Raw genomic sequence first — 24,488 nt, 5'->3', positions numbered from 1 at the left:
CCCAGTCGAACCCGCCTGCGGCGCGGGTCTTGCTTCTCGTGGGGGCCACTTGTTCGCCAAAACTGTGGATAAATATTGTTCTTTTGTTGCGCGTGTTTATAATTCCGTGAATGAACACATCGCGCGACTTCCAACTCGATGCATTGAAGGTTCCGCCGCATTCGGTGGAAGCCGAACAATCAGTTCTTGGCGGCCTGCTACTGGACAACGCTGCCTGGGACCGCATTGCCGACTTCATCAATGAGCAGGACTTCTACCGGCACGACCACCGGCTGATCTTCCACAACATTGGACGGCTGATCGGGCAGGCCAAGCCGGCGGACGTCGTCACCGTCTTCGAGATGCTGCAGGCCGCAGGCAAGGCTGAGGATGTGGGCGGTCTGCCATATCTGAATGCGCTCGCTCAGAACACGCCCAGTGCGGCCAACATTCGCCGCTACGCCGAGATCGTGCGCGATCGCAGCGTCTTGCGCCGCTTGGTGACCGTGGCGGATGAGATCTCCGCCGGCGCCTTCAACCTGCAGGGGCGCGACGTGCGCCAGCTGCTGGACGAGGCCGAGACCAAGGTGTTCTCAATCGCCGAAGAGGGTTCGCGCGGTCAGAAGGGCTTCCTTGAGATCCAGCCATTGCTCACGCAGGTGGTCGAGCGAATTGACGATCTCTACCATCGCGACAGTCAGACCGACATCACGGGTGTCGCCACTGGCTTTGTCGATCTCGATCGGATGACCAGCGGCATGCAGCCGGGTGACCTCATCATCGTGGCCGGACGCCCATCCATGGGAAAAACCGCCCTGGCGCTCAATATCGGCGAGCACGTGGCGGTCGACCAAGGCCTGCCAGTTGCCGTGTTCTCGATGGAGATGGCGGGCACGCAGCTGGCCATGCGTATGCTGGGATCTGTCGGCCGGTTGGATCAGCACCGGCTGCGTACCGGCCGGCTGCGTGACGATGACTGGCCCCGCCTGACGCACGCCATCAGCAAAATGAGTGACGCTCAGCTGTTCATCGATGAGACCCCCGCGCTCAACCCAATGGAGTTGCGCGCGCGGGCCCGGCGCCTGGCGCGCCAGAGCGGCCAACTCGGCCTGATCATCATCGACTACCTGCAGCTGATGTCGGGATCGTCTAATGGCGAGAACCGCGCAACTGAGATCTCGGAAATCTCCCGTTCCCTCAAGAGCCTGGCCAAGGAGCTCAACTGTCCAGTGATCGCCTTGTCGCAGCTGAACCGCAGCCTTGAGCAGCGGCCGAATAAGCGGCCGGTCATGTCGGATCTACGTGAGTCCGGGGCCATCGAGCAGGACGCCGATGTCATCCTCTTCATCTACCGCGATCAGGTGTACAACCCGGACTCCCAGGACAAGGGCACCGCCGAAATCATCATCGGCAAACAGCGCAACGGCCCCATCGGCACCGTACGCCTCACGTTCCTGGGCGAACATACCAAGTTCGAGAACTTCGCAGGTCGGAACGCGTTCGAGGACGCGGAGTCCTGATTCACAGGACCCCAGAGCCGCAAGCGCGGCTCGCGCGCGCCGCGGCGGGCATTTTCGATTGACGGGAGACCCGAAAGAGAAAACCCGCCGGAGTCTTGCGACTCTCGGCGGGTGATGTGGTGTGCAAAATTCAGCGGTCAGGCAATGTGCGCCGACTTGCGGTCTTCCCGCGATTCCTGGGAGCGATGCAGCGCAATCTCCCTATCCGTGCGGCGCAACTCAGCGCGGATTCCCTTGAATGCCCCGGTGAGCGGCGCGAAGTACATCCGCAAGCTGTCGCGAAACACTCGACGAACATTGATCTGGGATTTCATTTGAACATCTCCTTGACCAGCCCAACACTCGTTCGCCCCAAATAGAGAGCGAACAGCGTCAGGTCAAGCAAAAGCATAGCATGTGCCGTCAACTCGATGGCTTTGTGGGTAAATTCACTGACATGCAATGCAGCCACCCAGGCCGCTGCAAGGTCAAGACCCACCGCAATTCCGCCGAGCACCAGGAAAATCGTAGTCCCGAAAAGCATGTGCAGCAACTGCTCTTTGACCAATCCATTGTGATTCGTCATTGTGCGTAGCACCTCCCTCTTGCCCCAATTGCCGCCCCGGGATGGGATGGCCTCTTGGGTTCGCAAGTGGTTGTTGCGTACGGGGAAGAGAAAAACGGCATGTCGGCCTGGGATGAGGCCATGCCAAGATCCGGCTACCCCCCCCGATGATGGGCTATGGGTAATGAAAGCCGCGCCGCTTATGCGATTTGGTAATTTAGTGTCAGGCAGTTCTTGGTACGTTGACCAAGACGTCCCGCACGGTCCCGTAAAACGAAAACCCGCCGGCGTCTGATGACGCGAGGCGGGTGTGGTGTACAGATTTGCGATCAGTGCTTGCGGCCAAATTCCATTCCGGCCTGCCATGCCCCCTTCAGCATGGCAATCATGCCGGCTGGGGTCTCTGTGAAGCCTTGCCAGAAGGCTTTTGATCCGATCTTGATCAGTTCGAGCGTTGTGTCCATGGATCACTCCAAGGGGATACGCGGGGCATCCCCGATAAATTAGGCGAGTTCACGCCTCGTCGAGGATGTTTTTGATTTCCTTGATAGCTTTGGCACCACTCAAAATGACCCAGCTCATGCTGACATAGAAGTCCGCACCGAAGGCAATCGCTTCCAGGGCATCCACGAACAGCAAGTAAGCGCTCGGCAAGCCGTTAGCAATTGCGTGCCCCAGAAAGTGCAGCCCGCGCACGCCTCCCAGCATGATTGCGAAGACCACCAAGGCCCCGACACTGTCGCCAAAAAATACTAAGGCAACCCTCCAAAGTTGGTTGAATTTCTTCATTTCTCCACCCGTTCAAAGTTATGTTTTGTCTGGCATCCCCCCATGGGACGCCGATAATGGTTCGAGAGTGGTTGTCGAACAGTAGAGGGAAAAAACCAGCCGGCCAGCAAAGGCAGGCACCGCGCAGGCGCGGGTAAGGTCGGCACCATCGGTGACGACCGGCGCGCTCGGGCGCCAGATCACGCACAAGAGAGGGGAGAGGGAAGGGTGTCCCCCAACCACATCGCAGGCCGCCCGAAGGGCGTGCGCGCGCAGCGCGTCTCGCCCGCAGGGCGTTTTGAAGCGAGCGGAGCGAGCGCCCCATCGGCGCAGCCGGAACAATCGGCACAGCCGAAACGATGGCGCCCAGCGCCTCCCCTTGGCGCGCATGCGCCTTTTCTGCCCCCCGCCCGAAGGGCGTCGGGGGGGCTAAGGGTGCCGCAGTGCGCTGTGTGTGGGGGGTTTCAGGACAGGCGGGGAGGCCGAATGGCGCTTCGCCAGTGGGGGCCTTCATGTGCCAGCTGAGAAGTGGGCTGCAAGTATGCCCGCGTGGTGGCGGCGCCGGAGACCGGCAATCATTCGAAGCGAGATAGGAAACCCATGCGCGGGTCAAGGAAGCCTTGCGTTGGCTGCCAGCTTTATTCAGGCCGTCATGCAGGCAATCTGGCACCTCTCTCCCGAGCAGAGCGGCGGGGCGTTGCGCATCGGGAGAAAGGCCGGCTCCATATCAGTAGGGTGCGCCGCCGCTGCCCGTCATTTTGGCGGCCTCAGGGAACGTCGTTACGTATCCCGGCTGGCCAGGAAGCGGCAGAGCAGCTGGTGCCTCAGGCTGTGCAACGCGCGACGTGACCGGATAGTTGAGCGCAGCAGGACTGGGCGCCTGTGAAACGCTATTTACTGGGGCCGGTGCTTGATCAGGAGCCTCATGGTCCATCAAATTCTGCACGGCAATGATCGACGCGCGTTTGACCAACACCGCGCGATCACGGTTTGGGCCCAGGGAGACACCTGAGTATCGCGTGGTGACAGGTCTAGTCGCGTCAGAGTTCTTCATCACTGGCGACACGTATGCGATTGCTGTCGTGACGGCCTGTTCTGGGAATGAAAACTGGTTGTTGAAGACCACAATCTCGTATTTGCCGTGCGGATACCTGTGGCAAAACTCCTCCGTCACGACTTCCCTAAACCATGATGAATCGCCCTCGCCATAGACTTGGACCATATACCGACATGCCTGTGCCGAGATGGGCGCGAGGAGCGCCAGAGCCAACGGTGCCAATTTTTTGAGCATTGAATTTTCCTGTTTCGATCGTTGATGGAGACTAACGCTCCAATGGCGACAACCTGGCGGCTAAAGCGCCGAGCACGAATCCACTGACTGCTATCGTAAAGTTGTCAACGCTTCATTGTGTCGTACAATTACGCGCAACGACAACCATTCATTGTTACGATGCCAGCAATTGCCCTGAGCGCCTGCATACTCGCCGCCTCCAGTAATTACGGCATCCCTGTGGCAACTATTGAGCATGTTATTGACTCGGGCACCAAACAGCCCGGCGCGATCGGCCCGATGGGCATCCCTCAGGGGTGGTTGCCCTACCTTTCGCGCTATGGATTTGATGAGCAGAAAGTCAGGACAGACGACTGCTCAGGCGTTGTCGCAGGGACATGGATCCTCGCTTACACCCAGCGAATGCAGACGGTCATTGGCAAGACGGAGACCGACAAGAAAATCCTCCAACTGGCTCAGCCGTGGATGCCGGCGATCAACTGGATTTCAGCGAAGGCGCAAATCGATCCCCGCCTGGTCGTCGCAGTCATCTACCAGGAGAGCAAGTTCCAGCCTGCGGCTGTTTCAGGTGCTAACGCCATCGGCCTGATGCAACTCATGCCTGCAACGGCGCGCAGTCTGGGCGTCAACCCGCGAGACCCTGCGCAGAACCTGTGGGGCGGAATCTGGTATCTGGCCAACCTCATGCGGGCCTATCACGGCAATGTCGGTCTGGCTTTGGCCGCCTACAACGCCGGTCCTGGCGCGGTGTCGCGCTATGGCGGCATTCCTCCCTACCGCGAGACACAGGACTATGTGCCGCAGGTGCTTCACTGGTACAGGTCTGTTTCTTACGCAAAAAACTAATATGTTGCGCAACTTGATATGTGCTGATACAGTACATATCTGTAACACCTGCACTTACCCTCATTGACCCAAACAGATGGGTTACCCCGAATTTCGGGGCCTTTTTCAAGGACCTTCCCCAGAGGATCCTTGCAAAAGGTCGGTTCGATTCCGGCTCGTTGGTCGAGGTCTGGTGAGAAGGGAGCTCGGTTCGATTCCGGGTGATTGGGGGAAGCGGTCAATAAACCGCGTCCAAACTCAAGGTGAGCATTGACCCCGGCGGCCCGCCGGTCAAACGCGCAGCAGGAATGCAGCCGAGGGGCACAAACACATGATTTGCATTGCTCGCGTCAGCGACACGAGAGACCCCCTGGAACTCCCCCCGGCGCACCCAGCGCCCTGTTCCGGTTAAGCGCGCGCTTTGGACAGGGCGCGCGCCTCTTTTTCCCCAAATGAACATTCCAGTCTCTGCCGTGCGGGATCTCTTGCGCCAGTCCGGCCGGACTCTGCGCTTGCCGGCGTCGGCGGCGATCAGGCTTGGTCTGGATGTGCCCAAGCAGCCGCGCCGTGCGGGTTCGGACCCATTCGATCCGCAGTCACGTCTGGCCGATGCCCTACGGGCGCGACTTGGCAACGAGGCCGTGCAAACCGAGGTGTCAGGACTGATCGCAGGGCGGCGATACCGGGCGGACATCGTTATCGCATCTGCCAATCTGGTCATTGAATTCGACGGCTTCCAATATCACCGCAGCAAGCAGGCCTTCCAGAAAGACCGTGAGCGCCAGAACGCGTTTGTGGCCAACGGCTGGCGGGTGCTGCGGTTTTTCCATGCGCAGGTGCGCAATGACCTCGAAGGGGTGGTCGCACAGGTGCTGTCGATTTGTGGGCGCTCGGCAGCGGAGCCCGCAATCGCGTCTGGATCCGCTGCCTGATTCTCCGGGAAATCTGCATGACTACCAAAGCTGAGCTCGTTATCGAAATCGCAGCCCACAGCGGCGAAAGCAAGGCGACCGTTGAGCGAGTGCTCGCGTCTTTCGTTGATGCCGTAACCAAATCCGTCGCGCGCGGTGATGAGGCGGGGCTGCCTGGCTTGGGCGCGTTCTCACGCTCTCTGCGTGACGGACGCACTGGCCGAAATCCGCGTACCGGCGAGCAGGTTGAAATCGCGCCGCGCTGGACGCCGCGCTTCCGCGCAGCCAAGGCCCTGCGTGATGCCATGCCGGCACCCACCAAGGCGAAGTCCAAGTAAACCATTCAAGGGAGCCCGCCTGGGTTGCCAGGCGGTCGACACGACATGATCGCCAACCTCTCTCAGTCATCCAGCAAGGAATCCGCCATGGAAGAGCCTTCCACACAAACCTCCTCGTCGCCCATGCCAGACGCGGAGCGAGCGCCCGAACTCGCAGGCTCCCCGGCTCAGTCCGCTGATGATTGGGAGAGCACGGCGAAATGGGCGACAACCACGCTCAAGACCATGCGTGAGCAGATTGAGGCCGATCTTCGCGCACTGGCAAGCCCTACGAGCGATACCGAACTGGCATACGGTGACGAAGCAGACCTCGCAACAATGCGCGCAGAGCATGAAGCGAGATTCACTGCTCAGGCCGCGCTGACCAAGCGGCTTGGCCAGGTCGAATCAGCACTGGTCCGCTTGCGCCGCGGGGAATATGGGATCTGTGAACTCACAGGGGAAGAGATCCCCATCGAACGCCTGCGTGCAAATCCGCTGGCGACGCGCACGATCGAGGCACAAGAGCGCGCCGAGCGCCGCAGCCGACTGTTCGCAGTCTGAGAACGATCATGAGCAAAAGCCCGACCACAGGCCGCCAGTACAACGCTCAGGCAACTTCAGACGCATCTACGCCCTATCGGGGGTGTTTCGTGTCCGGCGATTGGCTCGAGGGATGCCCTCGAATCCTTGCGTACGCGAAGGGGCTCAATTGGGCCGAGCCGCTATTTCCGAAGGATTCCGTGGTGGAGATTGTGCGCCTGATGCGGGGCAAAGTGATCTTCGACGAGGCCGCGTACGCCGTGAGTGTGTTCGAGGACTCTGGCGCGGCAACGACTATAGGCGTACAGCAGATCACCATCGAGGGCAAACGTGTCGAGGTGTACCAAGTTGGCGCTGGATGGAACTGGGTCGATGCGGACCTACCTGCGCTTCAGGCCCGACGGAGCGAATGGCGTGTGAGACAGGTGAAGCCGACGGGACGCTGAGTCGCCCGCAGAAACAGGTACGCAACGCGTGATTGGATAAGCAATTACTAGATAACTATGTTGCTACATGACCAATGCGTGCAACTTAACCAAAATTCGTCCTACAATGGGCGCCAAGATCAACCAACTTCTTCCTGAGACAACCATGCGCAGCTTTACCGATCTCTGCACGATGGCCTTCGAGCGTTTGCGTTCCCCAGTCGATGGGGCGTTGAACGTCTCCTTCTACGCAATGGATCGTGCGACCCCGTCACTGCATGTTGTCGAGTGCCGCCCGGAAGTCGCCTCCTTTTACGCCGAGGGACAAATCCCCGGTCATGAGGAGGTTGGCGCCATCACATGTGGAATGACGCCAGGCGAGGTCCGCGTTGGGTTGATCATGCCGCCGTCGGCAGTGTTCGGCGACGCTCAGTCGCTCAAGATGGAGATCAGTCACGCCTACGACGGTTTGCCGGCCGACATCATTCGCACGCTGCCAGGCCGGCGCACGTTGTTCGATCGTGTCTTCAACGAAGCCCCGTTCGACGCGCACTGGATGCGACAGGCTCTGGAGGATGACGCGGCAGCGCAAATGCTGGTCGAGCGCCTGAGCTACATTGTCAGCACCATTTGGCGCACCGGCATGCAGGTGCTTGCTGACGCCGGCATGATGGAGTTGAGCGACACGGTACTTGTCTGGAGCGCAGTGCAACTGCAGCCCCACGACATCTGCAAGAAATTCCACGTCGTAATCGTCGACAGCGCTCGTCAGGAAGATGGGCGCTGGGTAACAGTGCTGCGTTCAAACCTGCCGGCCAATTTCCTCGAGAAGGCGATGAATTCGGAGGGCTACGAAGTCACGGTCAGTTCAGTGGAGGATGTCCAGGAGATGCCAGAACTGGCAGCTTGACGAGCACCTGGCAGTCGAACCCAAAGCCGCGCGGCCTGAAAACCGCGCGGCTTTTTCATATGTCCTCGCTATAGCTCGTTCGCTTGCGATCGAGCTCCATGAGCACCTTAGCGCGCGGCTGCAGATTGCGCAGAACCGTCGCGTGCGCCTCCCACAGCAAGTGCAGAAGGCTCTTGACGTGCCCCCAAAGGGCCGAGTGCGGCGACAACTCCTTGAACATCCACACGAGGATGGCCCGCAGCGGAGGCAGTACCAGGAACGCCAGCAGGACGAAAAATCCGTAGAAAAGCAGGGACGCGACGTTGATTGAAGAGCCGTGCATAACTGGTATTCCGAAGAAATGTGATTAGACATTATATGGCTTCGTTGCGTTACTTAGCATTGCCGTGCTAGCATAATTCTAGTTATGCCGCCTCTCGAAAAGAGACAACCACACGTCTGACAGCAGGACACGCCTGTTTGTCCCGAGTACATGCAACTCAATCCCTCCAAACCGGTTCTGGGCATCGTCTCCACGCTTGCCTTCCTGTACTTGATTTACCTCTTCCTGACCGGTGATCCGCTGGAGAGGATCAACAGGACGTGCGCGCCATTGTTCCAGTGGCCAGCGAAGGTCGTTATTGGCGGAGTGCGAATCTTTTCCCCCGGCTCCGCACAGGCAGTGGAATCCAAGTTCGATACCGGCTTCCAAACATGCCGGCAGTGGGTCTGGAATTCGTTCTATGCCGCCGACTACGCGCGTCTGCGGACTCGCACTGCCGAGGACAATCGAGGCGGGGCCAACCAATGAAGCGCCCATGGGCAAGCCAGGTTGAAGAGGCGCAGCGGCTATTGTGGGATCGGCTGTCTGCGCTGCGCGAATATCTCGATGACTCGACTGTCACCGAAATCATGCTCAACCCGACGGCAGACGGCGAGATCCGCGTCTTCATCGAACGGGCTGGTCGCATGGCGATGGTGGACGCACGCGTCGATCAGATGGCGGTGGATGCCTCTATCCGCGCAATCATGATGCTCAACGACAAGGACGTCGGTTCGCTGATGGATGCTCGCCTGGCCGGCGTACGGGTCGCGGCGGCACTCCCACCAGTGTCGATTCACGGCCCGATGCTCGTCATCCGAAAGCACGCATCCAGGCGCTTTCGCCTGGATGAATATGTGCAGAGCGGTGCGTTTCTACCGGGCGGCGGGGCGGCTGGCCAGCAAACCGAGCACGGTATGACCGCGCAGCAAGATTTCGAGCATCAGGCTTCCCAGGGTGGGCGGGGGCTGCTGGAATTTATACGGTGGGCGGTGCAGGCCCAGCGCAACATCATTGTTTGCGGCGGCACCGGGTCGGGTAAGACCACGCTGCTGTCGTCGTGCATGCTTGAGGTCTCCCCCGACGATCGCGTGATCACTTGCGAGGACACCAACGAGATCGTGCTGGACCAGCCGAACGTCGTTCAGCTGGAAGCAAACGCCGCGCATGGCATCGGGATCCGCGACTTGATCCGCACCTGCCTGCGTTCGCGCCCCGATCGGATCATCGTTGGCGAAATTCGCGGCCCGGAGGCCTACGACTTCCTGGACGCAATGAACACTGGCCACGGCGGCTCGCTATGCACGCTGCATGCCGACTCCGCCTCCCTGGCACTTCAGCGTCTTGAATCTCTCATGCGTATGTCCCCGAACGCGGCCAACTTGCCGCTGCGCGACATGCGCGCCCAGATCGCGTCAGCAATCCACTACGTCGTCTTCCAGGCGCGGGTGGATGGCGTGCGTGGCCCCCGCGAGGTCATCGGCCTCGACGGGATCGACGAGCGCGGTGAGTACCGCATCCGCCGCGTTTACGCGGCATCTTCCACCTGAGGTCTTTCCATGAAAAAGCGCGTTCTCTTTCCGGCCCTGTTGCTCGCCACCCTGCCTGGCGCCTCGTGGGCGCAATTCAACGGCAATGGTTCCAGCGGCGTGGCCAGCGGCATCGTCGCCGGCATCTGCGGCTTCATCAAGCCGTTCGTCGGCTCGAACTCGCAGGTGCTGTCGGTGGTCTTCCTGCTCACACTGGGCGTGATGGTGCTGCTGTGGATGCTCAATGAAAACAAGGAAGGCGTGATGGTCTGGCTGCTGCGCACCGGCGTTGCGCTGGCTCTGCTGATCAACATCTTCACGCTGCCGCAGCTGATCGGCCTGCCGGCCGTCGCCTGCTGATCAGGCATGCGCCAATCCTACGACTGCGAGGGCGTCAACACGCCCAAGACGATTGCTGGCGTCGAATGGAAGATCGTCGTCGGTGTCGGCCTGTTCTTCGGCTTCGGCGCGCTGATGTACCGCGTGCCGCAAGTCCTGATCCTGCCGGCACTGGTCATCATGTTCCTGCGCGGTCCAGGCCTGCGCGATCCGTTCTTCCTGCGCGTCTATCTGCGCCACCGGGCGCACCGCGACCGGTACTCGCCGGCGTACTGCGCGCTTCCCAACCTGCGTTTCCCACGCCCGCCCGGCTTCGGGCGGCGCAACTGGTTCTGAGCGATGCCCCAAAACACGACATCTGAACTGCTGCCGTGGCTGTTCCTCGCCGATAACGCCGCGCGCGTTGTCACGTGCAAGGATTCCTCCCTGCTGTCCGCGTGGGACATGACCGGCATTGACATCGAGTCCAACGAGGTCGATGCGCTGGAGAACGCCGGCCTGCAGCTGGACGGCGCGCTGCGCCGCGTGGCCGAGGACGGCGCTACGGTCTGGGCGATCGTTGAGCGCGAGCAGGCCACAACGTACCCATCGGCGAGCTTTGATGTTGACGTGGCGGCGTACATCGACCAGCGCTGGCAGGAGCACCTGACCTCGACAAACCTGTACATCAACCGCCATACCCTGGCTGTCTCGATGCCTACCCGTGGCAATGCGGTGACACTGGGAGAGGCCGCTCGAGCATCCCTCGATGCCGGCCGAAGCTTGCCGCTGGCGCTCATCGATGCGCTCAAGACCAAATTCAAGCGCGGGCAGGAACTAGGTTTCTCGAACCGCGCCGACCTGGAACTCGCCCTGCACCGTTTCGAGTCGACCATCGTGCCGGCCATCGACCATGCGCTGCCCGATCTTGGCATGCGCCGCTTGGCAGGCGCGGATCTGCTGGGCTTCCTCAAGGCGTCGTTGTCGGTCAATCCGCGCGCTCCGGTGGCAGCCCATCCCGACGAATACCTGGACTCCCAGCTGTCGGATTCCTTCATCGACAACCGGTTTGCCGACTATCTGGTGATGGACGGCGTCAAGCGCCAGTACGTCGGTGTGTTCACACTGAAGACCGTGCCGCCAGCGAATTCGATGCAGGTACTCAACCCGCTTCTGGCGCTGCCCATGCGGCTGCGCATTGCCGCGGCGTGGCGATCCTATTCCGTCGCCGAAGCAGTGTCGTTCCTCGATTCGGCACGCACCTTCGACGAGATGCGTGCAATGGAGCTACGCAAGCTCGTCCGCATGGCAGCAGCCCCGCAGGATGCGATCGACGGCGACGATACGCCCAAGACTAGCATCGGCGCCCAAGCCAAGGCGCTCAAGGACGATGCCAAGCGGCGTGTCGGGCGGTTCGGGGCGCTGGCAGCGTCCATCGCGGTCTACGCGGACACGCCCGACGAGTTGGAGCTCCGCATGGATATTGTCTCGCGTACGCTCGAGGCGTCGGGCATCGTCTTCATCCGCGAGAGGGAAGGCGCGCTTGCGGGCCTTTGCGTGGGCGTGCCGGGCAACGTACGCGATCCGGTGCGTTGGCACTTCGGCGAGGCTTCGAACATGACCGACGTGTCGCCCATCATTTCCCTTTTTTCCGGCAGCCAACATCACCCATCGATCGACGAGGACGGACAGCCAACACCGCCTAACGCTACGCTGCGCTCGCGCTACGCGACGGTGCAATACTTCAACTACCACGTGGGGCAACTTGGCCACACGCTGCTTGTCGGCCCGTCTCGCAATGGCAAGACGATGTTCCAGATGTTCCTGGAGGCGCAGTTCCTCAAGTACCGCAACAGCCGGATCTTCAACATCGACAAGGATCTGTCTTGCAAGCCGCAGACCCTGCTGCTCGACGGTGTGCACATCGATCTGGACCCGGCGCGCGGCAACGGCTTGCGCATGAACCCCGTGAGCATGGCCACGACCGAACACGGCCGTTCATGGCTCGTTGGCTGGCTGGACCGACTGCTCGGCCTGCGTGGCGACCAGTTGAGCACCCAGGATGTCAATGACCTGCACTCCGCCCTGGAGCGTGTCGGTGGCGTGAGTGGCGCGCGGCTCTCGACACTCATGTCGCAGCTGCCCTCACACCTACGCGCGCGGCTGCACCCGTGGGTGGAAGGCGGCGCCTACGGCCAGTATTTCGACCATGCTGAGGATGAGTTCTCGATCTCGCGCATTACCACTACCGAGGTCGGATCGCTCCTGGCAGCCGGTTTGAACGATGTGGTCTCGGCGTACTCGGAATACGCCTTCTACAGGATCGAGCGCTTCCTGATGGACCGTGAGGAAGACGAGCTCGGCCCGACGATGATCTATTTCGAAGAGGCTGGCTTCCTCCTGGACGATCCTCGTTTTGCGGCCAAGGCGCGCGACTACCTGATGACGTTGGCCAAGAAGCGCGCATTTCTTGTCATGACGGCCCAGTCGCCCGAAACCTTCCTGCATCAGCCTCAGCTGGCTGCCTCGATCCGCGACAACGTCGCCACGATTATCTTCCTGCCGAACCGCCTGGCCATCCGCCCGGAGCTCAGCAGCAAGTACCGGGAGGCATTCGGTCTGAACAACACCCAGATCGAACTCATCGCCGGCGCCGCGCCGCGCCGCGAATACTGCGTCTTCCAGCCGCAGACCGGTTTCTTCCGAGTGATGCAGGCACAGTTTCCACCCGAAATCGTCAACTGCCTGCGCAGTGACGTGCAGTCGCAATCGGTGCTTGAACGCACTTATGACCCCGCTGACCCCGCCTGGAAAGAGCGCTATCTCTCGGCGCTGGCAAACACCTGAGGAGTACATCATGCGCATGCGTAAAGCCGCTATCGCCCTTATCTCGCTGTTCGCCGCGGTCTCGCTAAACGCGCGCGCAGGTAGTGTCGCCGGCACCGGCGGCTCTACAGAAATCACGCAGTTGCTGAACCATGTTGAGCTCATAACGCAGTCATCCAACACGCTCAACACGGTGCGCAATACGCTGCAGTCGGCGATGTCTCTGCAGCAAAGCCTCCAGCAGTTGGACCCGTCGACCCTGGCGAACCTCTCTGGGCTGCCGATGGATCAGCTGAACCAGATGATGGGGCTGTACAGCCAGGTCAACAATACCTTGCAGGCCTACCAGTATCTGCAGTCGCAGATGCAGAGCTTTAAAGACGGTGTGCAATACACCGGCATGAGCCCGATGCAGTACCTGAAGACGCAGGCCTACGCTGCCCAGCGCTTGGGCGGGGCGTACCAGACCATTTACCAGGGCGAAATGAGCGCGTTGCAGAACGCAAACCAGCAGCAAACGGCGCTCCAGCAGTCGGTTGCCGCAATACCTGGCGTAACCGGTCAGGTCCAAGGACTGCAGCAGGTGCTCTCTCTTGGCGCGCAGCAACAAGCAACGAATCTGCAAGTCCTGCGTGAGATGCAGCTGGCCAACACCATGGCCTCGATGAAAGCCCAGAACGACGCCAACGACATGCAGGCGAGGGCTACCGCCGCACAGACCAAATACCAAAACTTCGTTCAATCGCGACAAGCCGCAGCACAGCAATCTGCGCAGGATCTGCAATTGCCCGATCCGACCCAGATCAACCTCACCGGGGCAAACAAGCTGTGAGAGGACCGGAAAAGGTCGCGGTCGGCTGGCTATGCCGTACGACGCATGAGGCAAAAGTGGTCCTGCGGGCGGCCCGCCAAGCCGCCATACAGATCGAGGCAGGCGGCAGCGAGGACCGCACGATCCGCTTCTATGAGAAGCGCGGAAAGCGGCGCAAGGAGTCATTGCGCCTCGCGCTCGCCTATTTGGCACTGCGCGAGCTTTACCTTCGACCGGCTTTTTGGCTGGTTGTGATTTTGGGAGCGATCACGCTGTACGGCGTCGCGATCGCTTTCGGTCTGCGTCACCTGTTTTGAGGGATTCGAATGTCTGCGATTGCAAACTGGAGTAGTTTGGCGACGCTACTGTCCGGAGTGTTCGATCAGGCCAGCAGCATGTCAACGACGCTCGTTGGCCTGGGCAAAACCATGCTGGCGATCGCCTTCCTGCTGCCGCTGCTATCGGCGCTTCTGGCCTTCTGGGTCAAAGGTGGCGCGCAAGACTTTCTGGCATCCACGATTCGCCTCCTGCTGGTTGCGTCGATTCCCCTGGCGGCATTGGCTAGTTGGCAATCTACAGCCTCGACCCTATCGAATTTCTTCCAGCAGGAAATCCCGAGTGCGCTCGGCTACGGCGGTGGAACCGACGTCGTGAAAACGGCGGTCGCGAGCTTGTTAAATGCCGCGAACAGCGTCGGATCGTCTACCGACAGCGGAACAGGCACGTCCGACGCGACCACTGCGACTACAAACGCCGATCCGATCTTCGCCGGCGACCCGCTGATTACGTTGCCCGCCAACGATGGCAACGCCCAAACGCCGCCTAAGACGGCGCCGAGCGCGGCGTCATCCATCTTTGACCTGGGCGGGTTGTTGACCAACCTGTTCTTGCGAGCGCTGAGCATCTTCCTGATTGACTTGCCGGCTCTCATCCTGTCACTGGCCGCCATGCTCACGATCTATGGGACGCTGCTGATGATGTCCATTGGCATCATCTTCGGGCCGATTCTGATTGCCTGGCTGCCGTGGGAGCCACTGTCCTCACTGGCAACCAACTGGCTCAAATACATGCTCTCCGCCGGGATGGGCTTCGCCGTGGCGATTGTGTTCCTGAAGCTGAGCAACAACATGATTGCTGGACTCGCCAGCAACATGCAGAGCCTGCACAGCATGCAGGGCGCCACGTTGGCAGGCGCCATCCAGCAGATGTTTGTCACCGGCCTCGGCCTTCTCTTCCTCGCTTTCATGGTGTTCAAGGCTGAACATCTCGGCGCGGCGCTGATTGGCGGGCCGCATATCGGTGGTGGCGGCTTCCTCGCCGGCGCGGCAATGGGCGGAGCCCTGCGTGCAATGCGCGGCGGTGGAAAGAAAAACAATGGTGACAAGGAAGGCGGAAGCAATCAGTCCGCAGGTGGAGCTCCCGGTGGCGGCAGCGGTGGATCTGGCGGCGGGGGAGCGGCCGGCGCAGGTGGCGCAGCCTCGAGCAGTTCGGCGAACCTGTCGAATCAGGCAGGCGCGGTCTCGGCCACGAATGTTTCAGGAGCCGCCGGCGCAGCCGTCGCAGCTGGCGGGGCAATGGCTGGCAACACTGCCGCAGGCGCAGCGGGGGCTGGCAGTTTTGGTAGCACGGCAAAGGCTGTCGGGGGGGCGGCCGCCAAGGATGGCAGCAAGGCACTCGGCAAAGCGGCCGTTAAAACCGCACTCGCCGCGGCAGCCATCGCTGGCGGGCCGGCAACCGCCGCCGCAGTCGTTGGTGGCGCGGTTTCAATGAAGGCCGGGCGAAAGTACCTGAAGAACGTGCATACGCGCCTACAGCAGGGAGGGGCAGCACCGTCAGCCACTCAGTCCGGTTCGGCCGCTGCGCCTGTCAGCCTCCCCAAGACCGGCCAGGGTGCAAAGGTCAACCAACCGGCTGCGAACGACGGCGAGGCCAATTCGTGATGGCGCGCGCGCAGGGCGTCGCTGTCAAGCGATTAAGTGCGGCGGTCGGCCATCAGGTGCGCGCCAGCGCTCGACACTTTCTCGGCGGCACGCAGGATGTAGTAGCTGACAACGGCAAGCAGGAACATGCCGAACACGCCCATGACAAAAATCGACTGGACCATCTCGCTCAGTGTGTTCGGCTTGGGTGCATGGCGCGCAAGGCCGATGTAGCCGCACACGATGGCCAACCCCGCAAGCATGATGAGGCGTCGCACCAGACTGCCCGCGCGCGTCTGCATAGGGGTCGCGAAAGACGCCATGACCAGGAACATGGTCGCACCCGTGAAAAGGGCGCCCACGACCAACCACGGCGAGTGCTTTTCATTGGCCAGAAAGAGGTCGGCGAGCGGGCCGACGGTCAGGGCCAGCGGCAAGGCGCACGCAAGTGCAAAGCCGCCCGCATCGGAGAGCGCGGTGCCGATGGTTTCCAGAAATTCCCGGTGCAACAAGGCTCGCATGCGATGTTGGCTCGGATGGTTCATGGCTCAGTTTCCTTTCGTTATGTAGCAACCATGTTGATCTACGATGTGTTGCGCGAGTTAATACTAGCACACCGTCCTAAGATGGTTGTCATCGCTCGGCGAGCGACCCGACGCCGTTGCGAGCGCGCCGCACCGATTCTTTGAGACTTGAGGAGTTATCTATGCGTGTTTTTTTTGGCAACAAGAAGACGAAGGCGTCGCCTGGCAACAATGCCGGCCGTAATGCAGGCAACGTCGTCGACATTGAGCCCGTATTGTCGCGGAAAGAAGCCGAAGCGAAGCCCGCTCTCGGCGATCTCTCGCCGATGTCCTCTGTGGCAAGAGCAGAGTTCGACATGAGGGAAACGCTCCTGGGCGTTAATCGCCGACTGCAGCGCGCAGTCATCCTGTCCTGCGGCGCTGCGCTTACCGCGTCTGCCGCACTCATGTTGGCCATGCCTCTGAAGAAGGTGGTTCCATACGTCGTCAACGTAAACACTACGACGGGCGAGGTAACGGCACCGCGGCAGCAGATGTCGGAGCATTTCGAGCCCGCCTGGGCCAATGAGTCGTTCTTCGTGCGGCGCTGGATCGAAGACATGCTGACCATCAACCAGCACACGACGGTCAACATCAATGCACCGCGCGCTCAGGAATTCCTACGCGGATCTACTGCAATTGCCGAGTACCAAAACTTCCGCGCCAGCGACCACACGTTCGAGCGGATGGCTGCGGACACCAATATGGTGCGTACCATCAAGATCGAAAACTTTACGCCCATTGCCGGTACGAAGAATGGCGCGGTAGCCAATGTGACGCTGACGACGATCGCTGGCGGCATGACTAAATCCAGCAACATCCTCTTGACCGTCTACTGGGTCATCCTTCCGCCGCAAGGGCCGGAGGACATCGATCGCAATCCGATCGGCTTGTACATCACGGATTTCAAGGTTTCCGGTAATACCAGTGGCGGTTGATTTTTTCTACGAGAAATCATAGGATGCGCAACACAACAGAAAACACCCAAAGCGAGCCGCTCGCCATGGCATCAGATTCCCTTCTTCGATTTGCCCGCTGTGCGGTAGGTACGCTGATGATCTCGGCATGCCTGCCCGCTATGGCCGTGCCGCCAGAGCACTTGTTTGGCTCACCGGACGTCAATACGGTCACTGTGCCGACTGATGGCTCGATAGCCACCGTGAATCAAGTGCCCGAAGCTGTACGCAAGGCCCAACAGATGGTTGCCAGCGTTACGGCGCAACAGGCCGGCGGCGCGAAGGTGGTCACATTGCCGTTCCACGCTCAGGAGACGTTCGCGATCCCGATCCGCCCTGGGATGTTCACGACGATCTCTTTCCCGAAGGACGAGCCGGTCCAGCAGATTGCCGTCAGCACTCCTGCAGCCGTACAGCTGCAAGTGAACGCCACCGCAAACATCGCGATGCTGAAGTTGGTGCAACCGATGGTCGTGACCGCAACAGCAGTGACCAGCAAGCACATCTACTACCTGCGCATCGAGCCAGCACAAGGCGAGTGGTATCAGGGCGTCAGCTGGGCGTTCGACAACGAGCAGTTCGGTGCGAGCTCTATGGGCGGGGGGTTGTATGTAGCGCCGTCGGCGGCGGCCAACACCCCAGCAGCGAGCACCGACACCGGCGCATCAGATTTGGGTGGCCTCTACAACGGCGCTCCCAATTTCAACTACCGCATCGCTGGCGACGCGGCATTCAAGCCCACAGCAGTATGGGACAACGGCCGCTTTACCTGGGTGCAGTTCGCCAACAACATTCAAGAGTTGCCGGCTCTGTTTGCGGATGGCCCCAACGGGCTTGAAATCGTGAACTACACCGTGCACAACCATGGCTCGCAAATCCTGGTCAACCGACTGATGGACAAGTTCGTCCTCAAGCTTGGCAAGGTCGAGACTACGGTAACGGCCCAGGGAGCGCGCTGATGGCCGAATTGGCGCGTCCGAAGCTGTCACGCAATCTGGCCATGATTGTCGGGCTGTCCATGATCGCTCTCTTCGCGGTCATCCTCCTAGTGGCCAAGGGATCCGATTTTGGCCAGAGTGCCGTCGATGCGAAGCGGGCCGCCCAGCAGCAACAGGACGAGGCGAAAAAGCTCCAGACGAAGATCGAGAATCCGAACGAAGCAACGCTGGCGGAATACACGCGCGCAAAAGCTGCCATCGCGAACGCAGCCTCAACGCCCGCAGCTGTCGACCCTGGCAATGCAGCATCGTCTCCCAACGTTCCGGCTGGCATGCCGAGCGTACCGCCTGTGTCGCAATACGATTTGGAGCGCCTCGAGCGTGCGCAGAAGGCCATTGAAGCAGGCCGCAACAAACACGACTCCGACGGCGGGGTCGATACAGGCAGCAACGCCGCCGGCGATCATCAATCCGCCAAGCCGAGTTTCGTTATGTACCAGGCCGGGTCGGGCAAGGAACAGCAGGTGCAAAGCGGCGCGAACCCGCTCAACGCAGGAGACTCGGGCAACAAGGGGGAGCGTTTCAACCAAGCATTCGCACAACAGGACCCCAACTACGATCCACGACTGATCGCTGAAAAGCAGCGGCTTGCGCAATACGCGCAGGCGCAAGGCTCCGGTGACGCAAGCAAGTCTGCGGCTGCGGGCCTCGATGCGAACAGCAAGTGGTTGTTCGCAACGCAAAGCGCCGAGGTCAAGCCAGCTGCCGCCATCATCGCTCAGCAGGCCAAGGGGCTTTACTGGCTGGCGCCGGGCACGGCAATCAGCGCGGTGCTGCTCAATGCGGTCGACACGAAGCTGCCAGGTCAACTCGTGGCGCGCGTTACGCAAAACATATACGACTCGCGCTACGGCCGGTATCTGGTGATTCCCGCTGGGTCGACGCTGCAGGGCAAGTACAACTCCTCAGTCCAAGAGGGGCAGGACCGGGTACTCATGGTGTTCGACACGCTCGTTACGCCCGCCGGTGGAATGGTGCCGCTGGGAAATATGAGTGCCGCGGATGCCCTTGGGCGTGCCGGCCTCGAAGGCGACCTGCACACGCACTTTTTTGAGCGTATGGGCATCGCGACGCTACTCGCACTCGAAGCCGTGGGCATGGACAAGATCTCGCCAAATCAGAGCTCGACGAGCTTCGGCGGCACCACCACTTCGCCCGCAGTGAATGGCGCGCAGATCATCACGAACACTGCCAATCAGGAATTGCAGCATCGCTATAACGTCGCCCCCAACATCACGATGCCCGAGGGCGCCAAGATGACCATCATCACGACGGGTGCCATTGAGGTTCCCCCTATCGCCAATACAAGGTAAGCCATGCAACGTTTTTCGCGTCTTGCCATTGCCGCCACCTGCACGCTGCTCACGCTCGCGGGATGTGCGACCAATCCTGCGTCTGGCAATCCTGAAGTTCAGGATCGCCCGGCGGCAACCTCCGTCGATGTGGGGGTGGACTGGGCATGGAGCATCGCTGGCGATGCCGCCGTGCGCCCGCTGCAAGTCTTCAGTCTGCAGGGAAAGACCTATTTGCAGATGCGCCCGGGGCAGATGCTGCCGGCGATCTTAGCTGAAGGCCAACCGCTGCCATTCACCATCAACGCGCCTTATATCGTGGTGCAGCAGACTCCCGAACACATGGACATCGTAGCCAACGGCTATCGCGCCGTTGTCGTCCACGCAAAGCAGCGCCAGACCATCCGGCAGGGCCCGGTCATGCCCGATCCGAAGGCGTCGCGTGTGCAGCGCGTGAGTGTTGAGGATGCAGGGAAAGACGAGACGCCGATAGCACACTCCGTCACGCCTTTGTTCGAAGCGCCTGCGCAGAGCACCGCCGACAGCGATCTCGCGCCAATGGAACGAGACAAGAGTTGGCCGGTCGAGGCATCCAAAGCAAAGCTGTCTCGTGTCATCGCTGCGTGGGGCAAGCGTTCCCACGTGGCCGTGCGCTGGAACTCGCGTGCGGACGTGCCGGTTCGGGCATCGGGCGAATTCAGGGCAAGCAATGTGTATGTAGCGGTCGCCAAGGCGCTCCGGGCCGCAAGCGCCAAGGGATGGACCTTCGCAATGAGCGTCGAATCGGACGGCTCGATTGTGGTCAATGGATACCAACAGGGGAGTGATGCGGCATGAAGAAGCCGATGCAAATTCTTTCCGTTGTGGCGCTGGTCGCCACGACTGCTGAGGCGTGGGGCATGAGCGCTGCGAACCCACAAGCCTGGGCCAACCCGGAGGGGACAACCTCAGCGGCGGCCCCCAGCGTTCTCGGCGGTTCCGCGCCGATCGACCAAGCTCTCTCGATCATCATTCCAGAGCCTTGGAAAATCACTCTGGCGGCCAACGTTCCCGGCTCTTTGATGATGACCTGGCCGTCCTCGAGCGACTGGCGTGCAGCACTGCGCTCGGCCTGCGATGACATGGGCCTGCGCGCATCGATCGACCCCGTGCGCCAGACCGTGATGGTTGCGCCAGTACGCGTCACCAACCCCGCGCCGGCGAAGCCCCTTGCGGAGGACGCTATCACCGCCGCCTTGCCACCCGAGAACGCCCCCGCGGCAGCGGCCAGCGATTCGACCCAGAAGCCGGATGCCTTGGTGCAGGTGGGGCGCACGGGAGCCGAACTGAATGGCACATGGCGCGAGTCTGTCCCTGCCGGTGAGCGTGTCATGCTGGTTGAGGCGATTCCCCGCTTGCTCCCTGCTTCGGAAAGCAAGGATGAAGTGCAAATCATCGGTCTGGACGCCAAGACGCCCGTGACCTGGAAGGCAGGGCCGCGTCTGCAAGCACTGACCAGTGTTGCATCGCAAGTCGGCGCACGTATCTCCGTCACGCCAGGCAGCGAAGTCGTGGCGACGCGCGCCATGCCTCCTGGGCGGGAAGCGCCTGCAACGTCCGTGCCGGTTGCGCAGGCAGCCGTCGCCCCTGAAAAGACTGCTGCCATAGCATCGCCGGGCATCACCCTCAGCGCGGGCCAACCCCTAGGCCAGCAACTCATGTCCATCGGCAGAGCACACGGTTGGACGGTGGTTTGGAACGCCGACCAAGACTGGATGGTGCCAGCCCCAGCCGCTTTCGAAGGTAGCTTCGACTCGGCCGCGCGTCAGATCATCAGCAACCTCGCAGCCAACGGCGCGGACGTGCGCGCCGATGTGTATATCGGGAATCAGACCATTGTTGTCCACGCCGCAGGAGAGTCGCATTGAATCGCAAACCGTTGTTCCATCGTGCCATCGCGCTGGCCGCATGCGCCTCCATGGTGGGCTGCGGCTCGATTGAGCAGACCCGCACACAAGCAAGGGATGTAGCCGACCAAGCTTCGCAAGCCGCCGCCAATGCCGCTCCGCAGTCCCGGCCAGTGGTGGTCGAACATCAGGCAGCCTGGCTTGCCGGTGATGCGATCGCCGTGAGCCGGCCCCAGCCGGCCATCCTCGACAAGCAGGTAGTTTTCAACGTCGCAAGCTCCGGCTCTTGGTCGTTGCGCGACTACTCGGACTGGATCTCGCAAAATGTCGGTGCCGTCACGCATCTGAGTGATTCGGCTCTATCCAGCACGCCGATCAGGGAAGGGGCCGCCACGGGCGGCTATGCGGCACCCACCAACGCCGGCGCCGGCTCGACCGCGATTCCTCCATTCCCTGGGATGCAGATGCCGGCGGCGTCGCCTGCTGCTGCTTCCACAATGGCGATGCCTGCGCTGCCGTCGGCTGTCGCCAGCATGGCCACGGATTCGCGCCCATTGCGCTTTACGGGCGACCTGAAGGGCTTTCTGGACCTGATCACTGGGCGCTTTGGCGTGTACTGGGCGTATCGCAATGGCCAGATCGAGATCTTCAAGACAACCACGCATACGTGGAGCATTCCCACCCTGCCGGTGCAGGCCAAAAGCTCGGGCTCGATCTCTACCAGCGGTTCTCTGTCGGGCAACAACGGTAACACCGGAACGGCGGGCGGGACCACGTCCTCTGGAACGAGTGGCGCTGGCGGCGGCGGAAGCACAAATGCCGACATTGCTCTGAGCGTCAACTACTGGGCGGACCTGCAAACCACCGCAAAGGCGATTGCGGGCCCCGGCGCTGAGTCGATCGTCGACAAATCGTTCGGTACGCTCACCGTCACAGGCCAGCCGCCCCAAATTGAGCGCGTCAACGAGTGGGTCAAGACCCTGACGTCCCACTTGCAAAAGCAAGTAGCCATCGACGTGCGCGTGTTCAAGGTGCACGTCAACCGCGAGGACAACTACGGGTTGAACCTCTCGCTGGCCGTCAACACCCTCTATCAGGGCAACCAAAACGGCGCCAAGTTCACCGTGACGTCCGCCGCGGCCCCGTCTGTGACTTCCGGCGTGACCCCGGTGCAGTTCGGCGCATCAATCTTGAGCGGCACGCTCAGCGGCACAAACGCCGCAGTCCAAGCGCTTTCGACCATGGGTAACGTGTCGCAGGTGTTCAGTCGTTCTGGCGTAACGATGAACGGCCAAATGCTCAACCTGCAGGCCGCGCAAACACAGAGCTACCTGGCCTCAAGCCAGACAACGCTCACGTCGACCTCTGGCTCGAGCACTGCGCTGCAGCCGGGTTCGGTCACGTATGGCTTCACCGGCGTCTTTCTCCCCAAGTACGTGAACGACCGGATCATGCTGGAACTCAACATGACCCTGTCGAACCTGCTTGGTATCTCAACCTTCACCAGCAATGGCAGTTCGATTCAGTTGCCGTCGCTCTCGTCGGCAACGCTGCAACAATCTGTGGCACTCAAGCCTGGTCAGACCCTCGTGCTCACTGGCTACGAGCAACAGACCGCCTCCAATACGAACAACGGCGTAGGGTCTCCCAACTTTGCCCTGTTCGGCGGCGGGGTCGAAGCTCAGCGCGCGCGTGACGTTCTGGCCATCGTTGTTACGGCGAGGTTGCTGTGACGATCATCCAACTCCCTGGTTTCGATCGGGACAGTTTCTTACTGGGGCTGTCCTGGCGACATCTGGACAGCCAGCCCAAACCGGCTCTCCTGCGCTCGATGGCGGAAGAGCGCGGCGAGATCTACGCGGTCTATCACACGATCGATGCGGCTTGGCAAGCTGGCTTTTCCCAGCCGCCAAGCGATATGCCGAGCGACACGAAGATGGCGCGGATGTACGCGCTTGCGCCGCTTATCGCTGCCTTACGTCCGGCGCCATGGCGCGCCGTCTTCGACATCGGCAATGGTCTGTACTGGTATCTGGCTGTTCGAGATCAGCAGGAGATCATCCCGGAGGGCGATTTCGTCGGGTCCATAGACGCAGTGTCGCAGCTGCGTTCTCAGCACGATGCCTACGGTGTTTGGAATGACTACGACGAAGACGCCTCGCTGCAGGGGCTCGCCGACGCCGTTCGCAATCTGGCTATCAAGCGCAAGCCGGTGCGGCGTCTGACCGCTGGAGGGACAAGCAAGAGGATCATCCTCGCTTCCTGCTCTTCGGTCATATTGCTGGCCGTGCTTGCCGGGGGTTGGTGGGCGTACCACAACCAGCAAGTTGCAAAGCAACGCGCGCTCGAACTGGCCCGGTTGCGTGCCGCGGCGGAGCAAAACAAGCCCAAGCCGGTCATCCCCCCGTGGTTCCGTGTGCCGCAGCCGGATTACGTGTTGGACAGCTGTGCAGAACTGTGGCGCCAGCAGTCGTTGAGTACCGATGGCTGGGACCTGTCGTCATGGAAATGCAGCCTCGCTGGCGCACAGGTTTCCGCCGAGGCGAATTATTCACGCAACGGCGGCTTAGCCGAAAACGCACCCGGCGCTCTCGACCCGAGCGGGAATAAATCTGTGGCGTATTCATCCGCGGCGCTCGGTGTCTTGGCAGAAGATCACTCGGTGATGGTCCAGGAAGGCGCGCAGCGCCGCATCTGGTCGTTTGCGCAGCAATATGACCTCGCGCTGAACTTGGGCATTGTTCCACGGCCGCAAGTGCTCCCAGGCAAAGAACCCCCGCCGCTTGATCCCTGGGTGGCACAAAGCGTGGGCTTAACCCTGTCCTCGTCGCCATGGGATTTAGGCCTGCAGTTTGACGCTGTGCCGGGACTTCGCGTATCCAGCGTGACGTTCGATGGCGCGGTCTGGAGCGTTCAGGCACAACTGTATTCGGCCCGCCAAAACGGTGCCATTCCACTTCCGACTGGAGCTACTTGATGCTCAAATCCCGTACTCTTCTCGCCACGGCATCGCTTTGCCTGACCTGCGGCGCAACGCAAGCCCAGCAACCGGTGGC

The 24,488-nt window shown here is 61.1% G+C and carries 29 protein-coding genes; 22 read left to right on the top strand and 7 right to left on the bottom strand.

Annotated elements, in window-relative coordinates:
- Positions 1 to 110: 110 nt before the first annotated feature.
- Positions 111 to 1,499, top strand: coding sequence for a replicative DNA helicase (locus tag ACUXH0_RS19675; RefSeq protein WP_024542367.1), 1,389 nt, complete (start codon positions 111 to 113; stop codon positions 1,497 to 1,499).
- A gap of 137 nt (positions 1,500 to 1,636) precedes the next feature.
- Here the strand turns inward: ACUXH0_RS19675 and ACUXH0_RS19670 are convergent, their stop codons facing one another.
- From ACUXH0_RS19670 to ACUXH0_RS19650, 5 genes are all read right to left on the bottom strand, one after another.
- On the bottom strand, positions 1,637 to 1,813 hold the full coding sequence (locus tag ACUXH0_RS19670) for a hypothetical protein (protein WP_167669782.1): 177 nt from the start codon (positions 1,811 to 1,813) through the stop codon (positions 1,637 to 1,639).
- Positions 1,810 to 2,064, bottom strand: a complete 255-nt coding sequence (locus ACUXH0_RS19665; protein WP_024542366.1) for a hypothetical protein — start codon at positions 2,062 to 2,064, stop codon at positions 1,810 to 1,812. Before ACUXH0_RS19665 ends, ACUXH0_RS19670 begins: the two co-directional genes overlap by 4 nt.
- Positions 2,065 to 2,372: 308 nt before the next feature.
- Positions 2,373 to 2,507: a hypothetical protein gene (locus ACUXH0_RS19660; RefSeq protein WP_259393754.1), complete on the bottom strand. Its 135-nt coding sequence runs from the start codon at positions 2,505 to 2,507 to the stop codon at positions 2,373 to 2,375.
- Positions 2,508 to 2,556: 49 nt separating this feature from the next.
- Positions 2,557 to 2,832, bottom strand: coding sequence for a hypothetical protein (locus ACUXH0_RS19655; RefSeq protein ID WP_024542365.1), 276 nt, complete (start codon positions 2,830 to 2,832; stop codon positions 2,557 to 2,559).
- A gap of 706 nt (positions 2,833 to 3,538) precedes the next feature.
- On the bottom strand, positions 3,539 to 4,102 hold the full coding sequence (locus ACUXH0_RS19650) for a hypothetical protein (protein ID WP_024542364.1): 564 nt from the start codon (positions 4,100 to 4,102) through the stop codon (positions 3,539 to 3,541).
- 159 nt (positions 4,103 to 4,261) lie between these two features.
- Between ACUXH0_RS19650 and ACUXH0_RS19645 the strand changes: the two genes are divergently transcribed.
- The 6 genes from ACUXH0_RS19645 (at position 4,262) to ACUXH0_RS19620 (ending at position 8,033) form a co-directional block, all read left to right on the top strand.
- Complete coding sequence (locus ACUXH0_RS19645) at positions 4,262 to 4,948, top strand: lytic transglycosylase domain-containing protein (RefSeq protein WP_024542363.1); 687 nt, start codon at positions 4,262 to 4,264, stop codon at positions 4,946 to 4,948.
- Between the two features lie 464 nt (positions 4,949 to 5,412).
- The gene (locus ACUXH0_RS19640; protein ID WP_214619643.1) at positions 5,413 to 5,859 is read left to right on the top strand and encodes an endonuclease domain-containing protein; all 447 of its coding nucleotides are present in this window, start codon (positions 5,413 to 5,415) and stop codon (positions 5,857 to 5,859) included.
- Positions 5,860 to 5,876: 17 nt separating this feature from the next.
- Positions 5,877 to 6,176 carry an HU family DNA-binding protein gene (locus ACUXH0_RS19635; protein ID WP_024542361.1) on the top strand — a complete coding sequence of 100 codons (300 nt, stop codon included), beginning with the start codon at positions 5,877 to 5,879 and terminating at the stop codon, positions 6,174 to 6,176.
- Positions 6,177 to 6,221: 45 nt separating this feature from the next.
- Complete coding sequence (locus ACUXH0_RS19630; RefSeq protein ID WP_182570835.1) at positions 6,222 to 6,719, top strand: TraR/DksA family transcriptional regulator; 498 nt, start codon at positions 6,222 to 6,224, stop codon at positions 6,717 to 6,719.
- An 8-nt stretch (positions 6,720 to 6,727) separates the two neighbouring features.
- Positions 6,728 to 7,144 carry a hypothetical protein gene (locus ACUXH0_RS19625; protein ID WP_024542511.1) on the top strand — a complete coding sequence of 139 codons (417 nt, stop codon included), beginning with the start codon at positions 6,728 to 6,730 and terminating at the stop codon, positions 7,142 to 7,144.
- 145 nt (positions 7,145 to 7,289) lie between these two features.
- Positions 7,290 to 8,033 (top strand): hypothetical protein, encoded by a 744-nt coding sequence (locus ACUXH0_RS19620; RefSeq protein WP_045220670.1) that lies wholly within the window; start codon positions 7,290 to 7,292, stop codon positions 8,031 to 8,033.
- A gap of 55 nt (positions 8,034 to 8,088) precedes the next feature.
- Here the strand turns inward: ACUXH0_RS19620 and ACUXH0_RS19615 are convergent, their stop codons facing one another.
- On the bottom strand, positions 8,089 to 8,355 hold the full coding sequence (locus ACUXH0_RS19615; protein WP_024542509.1) for a hypothetical protein: 267 nt from the start codon (positions 8,353 to 8,355) through the stop codon (positions 8,089 to 8,091).
- A gap of 150 nt (positions 8,356 to 8,505) precedes the next feature.
- Between ACUXH0_RS19615 and ACUXH0_RS19610 the strand changes: the two genes are divergently transcribed.
- From ACUXH0_RS19610 to ACUXH0_RS19575, 8 genes are read left to right on the top strand one after another with little or no spacing between them, the layout of a single operon-like run.
- On the top strand, positions 8,506 to 8,823 hold the full coding sequence (locus tag ACUXH0_RS19610) for a hypothetical protein (protein ID WP_024542508.1): 318 nt from the start codon (positions 8,506 to 8,508) through the stop codon (positions 8,821 to 8,823).
- Positions 8,820 to 9,884, top strand: coding sequence for a TadA family conjugal transfer-associated ATPase (locus ACUXH0_RS19605; protein ID WP_024542507.1), 1,065 nt, complete (start codon positions 8,820 to 8,822; stop codon positions 9,882 to 9,884). Before ACUXH0_RS19610 ends, ACUXH0_RS19605 begins: the two co-directional genes overlap by 4 nt.
- 9 nt (positions 9,885 to 9,893) lie before the next feature.
- Positions 9,894 to 10,223 (top strand): hypothetical protein, encoded by a 330-nt coding sequence (locus tag ACUXH0_RS19600; RefSeq protein WP_024542506.1) that lies wholly within the window; start codon positions 9,894 to 9,896, stop codon positions 10,221 to 10,223.
- Between the two features lie 6 nt (positions 10,224 to 10,229).
- Positions 10,230 to 10,538 carry a hypothetical protein gene (locus ACUXH0_RS19595; protein WP_024542505.1) on the top strand — a complete coding sequence of 103 codons (309 nt, stop codon included), beginning with the start codon at positions 10,230 to 10,232 and terminating at the stop codon, positions 10,536 to 10,538.
- Between the two features lie 3 nt (positions 10,539 to 10,541).
- A complete protein-coding gene (locus ACUXH0_RS19590) occupies positions 10,542 to 13,028 on the top strand; it encodes a VirB4 family type IV secretion system protein (RefSeq protein ID WP_182594753.1) in 2,487 nt (828 codons plus the stop codon).
- A 10-nt stretch (positions 13,029 to 13,038) separates the two neighbouring features.
- A complete protein-coding gene (locus ACUXH0_RS19585; RefSeq protein WP_024542503.1) occupies positions 13,039 to 13,839 on the top strand; it encodes a TrbJ/VirB5 family protein in 801 nt (266 codons plus the stop codon).
- Complete coding sequence (locus ACUXH0_RS19580; protein ID WP_157774044.1) at positions 13,836 to 14,135, top strand: hypothetical protein; 300 nt, start codon at positions 13,836 to 13,838, stop codon at positions 14,133 to 14,135. Before ACUXH0_RS19585 ends, ACUXH0_RS19580 begins: the two co-directional genes overlap by 4 nt.
- A 9-nt stretch (positions 14,136 to 14,144) precedes the next feature.
- Positions 14,145 to 15,758 carry a type IV secretion system protein gene (locus ACUXH0_RS19575; RefSeq protein ID WP_045220671.1) on the top strand — a complete coding sequence of 538 codons (1,614 nt, stop codon included), beginning with the start codon at positions 14,145 to 14,147 and terminating at the stop codon, positions 15,756 to 15,758.
- Between the two features lie 32 nt (positions 15,759 to 15,790).
- On the opposite strand, the gene ACUXH0_RS19570 is transcribed toward ACUXH0_RS19575, so the two are convergent.
- Positions 15,791 to 16,282, bottom strand: coding sequence for a hypothetical protein (locus ACUXH0_RS19570; protein WP_024542500.1), 492 nt, complete (start codon positions 16,280 to 16,282; stop codon positions 15,791 to 15,793).
- Positions 16,283 to 16,443: 161 nt separating this feature from the next.
- On the opposite strand from ACUXH0_RS19570, the gene ACUXH0_RS19565 reads away from it, so the two are divergent.
- The 7 genes from ACUXH0_RS19565 to pilO2 are packed head-to-tail and all read left to right on the top strand — an operon-like array spanning position 16,444 to position 24,409.
- Positions 16,444 to 17,238, top strand: a complete 795-nt coding sequence (locus tag ACUXH0_RS19565; RefSeq protein ID WP_024542499.1) for a VirB8/TrbF family protein — start codon at positions 16,444 to 16,446, stop codon at positions 17,236 to 17,238.
- Positions 17,239 to 17,261: 23 nt separating this feature from the next.
- On the top strand, positions 17,262 to 18,215 hold the full coding sequence (locus ACUXH0_RS19560) for a TrbG/VirB9 family P-type conjugative transfer protein (protein WP_024542498.1): 954 nt from the start codon (positions 17,262 to 17,264) through the stop codon (positions 18,213 to 18,215).
- Positions 18,215 to 19,567, top strand: a complete 1,353-nt coding sequence (locus ACUXH0_RS19555) for a TraB/TrbI/VirB10 family type IV secretion system protein (RefSeq protein WP_024542497.1) — start codon at positions 18,215 to 18,217, stop codon at positions 19,565 to 19,567. The genes ACUXH0_RS19560 and ACUXH0_RS19555 overlap by 1 nt, the downstream gene beginning before the upstream one ends.
- 3 nt (positions 19,568 to 19,570) lie before the next feature.
- Positions 19,571 to 20,383, top strand: coding sequence for a TrbG/VirB9 family P-type conjugative transfer protein (locus ACUXH0_RS19550; RefSeq protein ID WP_024542496.1), 813 nt, complete (start codon positions 19,571 to 19,573; stop codon positions 20,381 to 20,383).
- The gene (locus tag ACUXH0_RS19545; protein WP_024542495.1) at positions 20,380 to 21,453 is read left to right on the top strand and encodes a toxin co-regulated pilus biosynthesis Q family protein; all 1,074 of its coding nucleotides are present in this window, start codon (positions 20,380 to 20,382) and stop codon (positions 21,451 to 21,453) included. Before ACUXH0_RS19550 ends, ACUXH0_RS19545 begins: the two co-directional genes overlap by 4 nt.
- Positions 21,450 to 23,165 (top strand): secretin N-terminal domain-containing protein, encoded by a 1,716-nt coding sequence (locus ACUXH0_RS19540; protein ID WP_024542494.1) that lies wholly within the window; start codon positions 21,450 to 21,452, stop codon positions 23,163 to 23,165. Before ACUXH0_RS19545 ends, ACUXH0_RS19540 begins: the two co-directional genes overlap by 4 nt.
- Entirely contained in the window at positions 23,162 to 24,409 is a 1,248-nt protein-coding gene (gene pilO2, locus ACUXH0_RS19535) for a type 4b pilus protein PilO2 (RefSeq protein ID WP_027693101.1), read from the top strand. The genes ACUXH0_RS19540 and pilO2 overlap by 4 nt, the downstream gene beginning before the upstream one ends.
- The last annotated feature ends 79 nt before the right edge of the window (positions 24,410 to 24,488 follow it).

The organism is Ralstonia sp. 110700041-2 (assembly GCF_056280165.1).
The sequence above is the reverse complement of the archived record's forward strand: the minus strand, read 5'-3'. Positions and strand labels throughout refer to the sequence as shown.

Coding starts and splice junctions, on each gene's coding strand:
- ACUXH0_RS19675 (WP_024542367.1), top strand. CDS start 111: ATGAACACATCGCGCGACTTCCAACTCGATGCATTGAAGGTTCCGCCG.
- ACUXH0_RS19670 (WP_167669782.1), bottom strand. CDS start 1,813: ATGAAATCCCAGATCAATGTTCGTCGAGTGTTTCGCGACAGCTTGCGG.
- ACUXH0_RS19665 (WP_024542366.1), bottom strand. CDS start 2,064: ATGACGAATCACAATGGATTGGTCAAAGAGCAGTTGCTGCACATGCTT.
- ACUXH0_RS19660 (WP_259393754.1), bottom strand. CDS start 2,507: ATGGACACAACGCTCGAACTGATCAAGATCGGATCAAAAGCCTTCTGG.
- ACUXH0_RS19655 (WP_024542365.1), bottom strand. CDS start 2,832: ATGAAGAAATTCAACCAACTTTGGAGGGTTGCCTTAGTATTTTTTGGC.
- ACUXH0_RS19650 (WP_024542364.1), bottom strand. CDS start 4,102: ATGCTCAAAAAATTGGCACCGTTGGCTCTGGCGCTCCTCGCGCCCATC.
- ACUXH0_RS19645 (WP_024542363.1), top strand. CDS start 4,262: ATGCCAGCAATTGCCCTGAGCGCCTGCATACTCGCCGCCTCCAGTAAT.
- ACUXH0_RS19635 (WP_024542361.1), top strand. CDS start 5,877: ATGACTACCAAAGCTGAGCTCGTTATCGAAATCGCAGCCCACAGCGGC.
- ACUXH0_RS19630 (WP_182570835.1), top strand. CDS start 6,222: ATGATCGCCAACCTCTCTCAGTCATCCAGCAAGGAATCCGCCATGGAA.
- ACUXH0_RS19625 (WP_024542511.1), top strand. CDS start 6,728: ATGAGCAAAAGCCCGACCACAGGCCGCCAGTACAACGCTCAGGCAACT.
- ACUXH0_RS19620 (WP_045220670.1), top strand. CDS start 7,290: ATGCGCAGCTTTACCGATCTCTGCACGATGGCCTTCGAGCGTTTGCGT.
- ACUXH0_RS19615 (WP_024542509.1), bottom strand. CDS start 8,355: ATGCACGGCTCTTCAATCAACGTCGCGTCCCTGCTTTTCTACGGATTT.
- ACUXH0_RS19610 (WP_024542508.1), top strand. CDS start 8,506: ATGCAACTCAATCCCTCCAAACCGGTTCTGGGCATCGTCTCCACGCTT.
- ACUXH0_RS19605 (WP_024542507.1), top strand. CDS start 8,820: ATGAAGCGCCCATGGGCAAGCCAGGTTGAAGAGGCGCAGCGGCTATTG.
- ACUXH0_RS19600 (WP_024542506.1), top strand. CDS start 9,894: ATGAAAAAGCGCGTTCTCTTTCCGGCCCTGTTGCTCGCCACCCTGCCT.
- ACUXH0_RS19595 (WP_024542505.1), top strand. CDS start 10,230: ATGCGCCAATCCTACGACTGCGAGGGCGTCAACACGCCCAAGACGATT.
- ACUXH0_RS19590 (WP_182594753.1), top strand. CDS start 10,542: ATGCCCCAAAACACGACATCTGAACTGCTGCCGTGGCTGTTCCTCGCC.
- ACUXH0_RS19585 (WP_024542503.1), top strand. CDS start 13,039: ATGCGCATGCGTAAAGCCGCTATCGCCCTTATCTCGCTGTTCGCCGCG.
- ACUXH0_RS19575 (WP_045220671.1), top strand. CDS start 14,145: ATGTCTGCGATTGCAAACTGGAGTAGTTTGGCGACGCTACTGTCCGGA.
- ACUXH0_RS19570 (WP_024542500.1), bottom strand. CDS start 16,282: ATGAACCATCCGAGCCAACATCGCATGCGAGCCTTGTTGCACCGGGAA.
- ACUXH0_RS19565 (WP_024542499.1), top strand. CDS start 16,444: ATGCGTGTTTTTTTTGGCAACAAGAAGACGAAGGCGTCGCCTGGCAAC.
- ACUXH0_RS19560 (WP_024542498.1), top strand. CDS start 17,262: ATGCGCAACACAACAGAAAACACCCAAAGCGAGCCGCTCGCCATGGCA.
- ACUXH0_RS19555 (WP_024542497.1), top strand. CDS start 18,215: ATGGCCGAATTGGCGCGTCCGAAGCTGTCACGCAATCTGGCCATGATT.
- ACUXH0_RS19550 (WP_024542496.1), top strand. CDS start 19,571: ATGCAACGTTTTTCGCGTCTTGCCATTGCCGCCACCTGCACGCTGCTC.
- ACUXH0_RS19545 (WP_024542495.1), top strand. CDS start 20,380: ATGAAGAAGCCGATGCAAATTCTTTCCGTTGTGGCGCTGGTCGCCACG.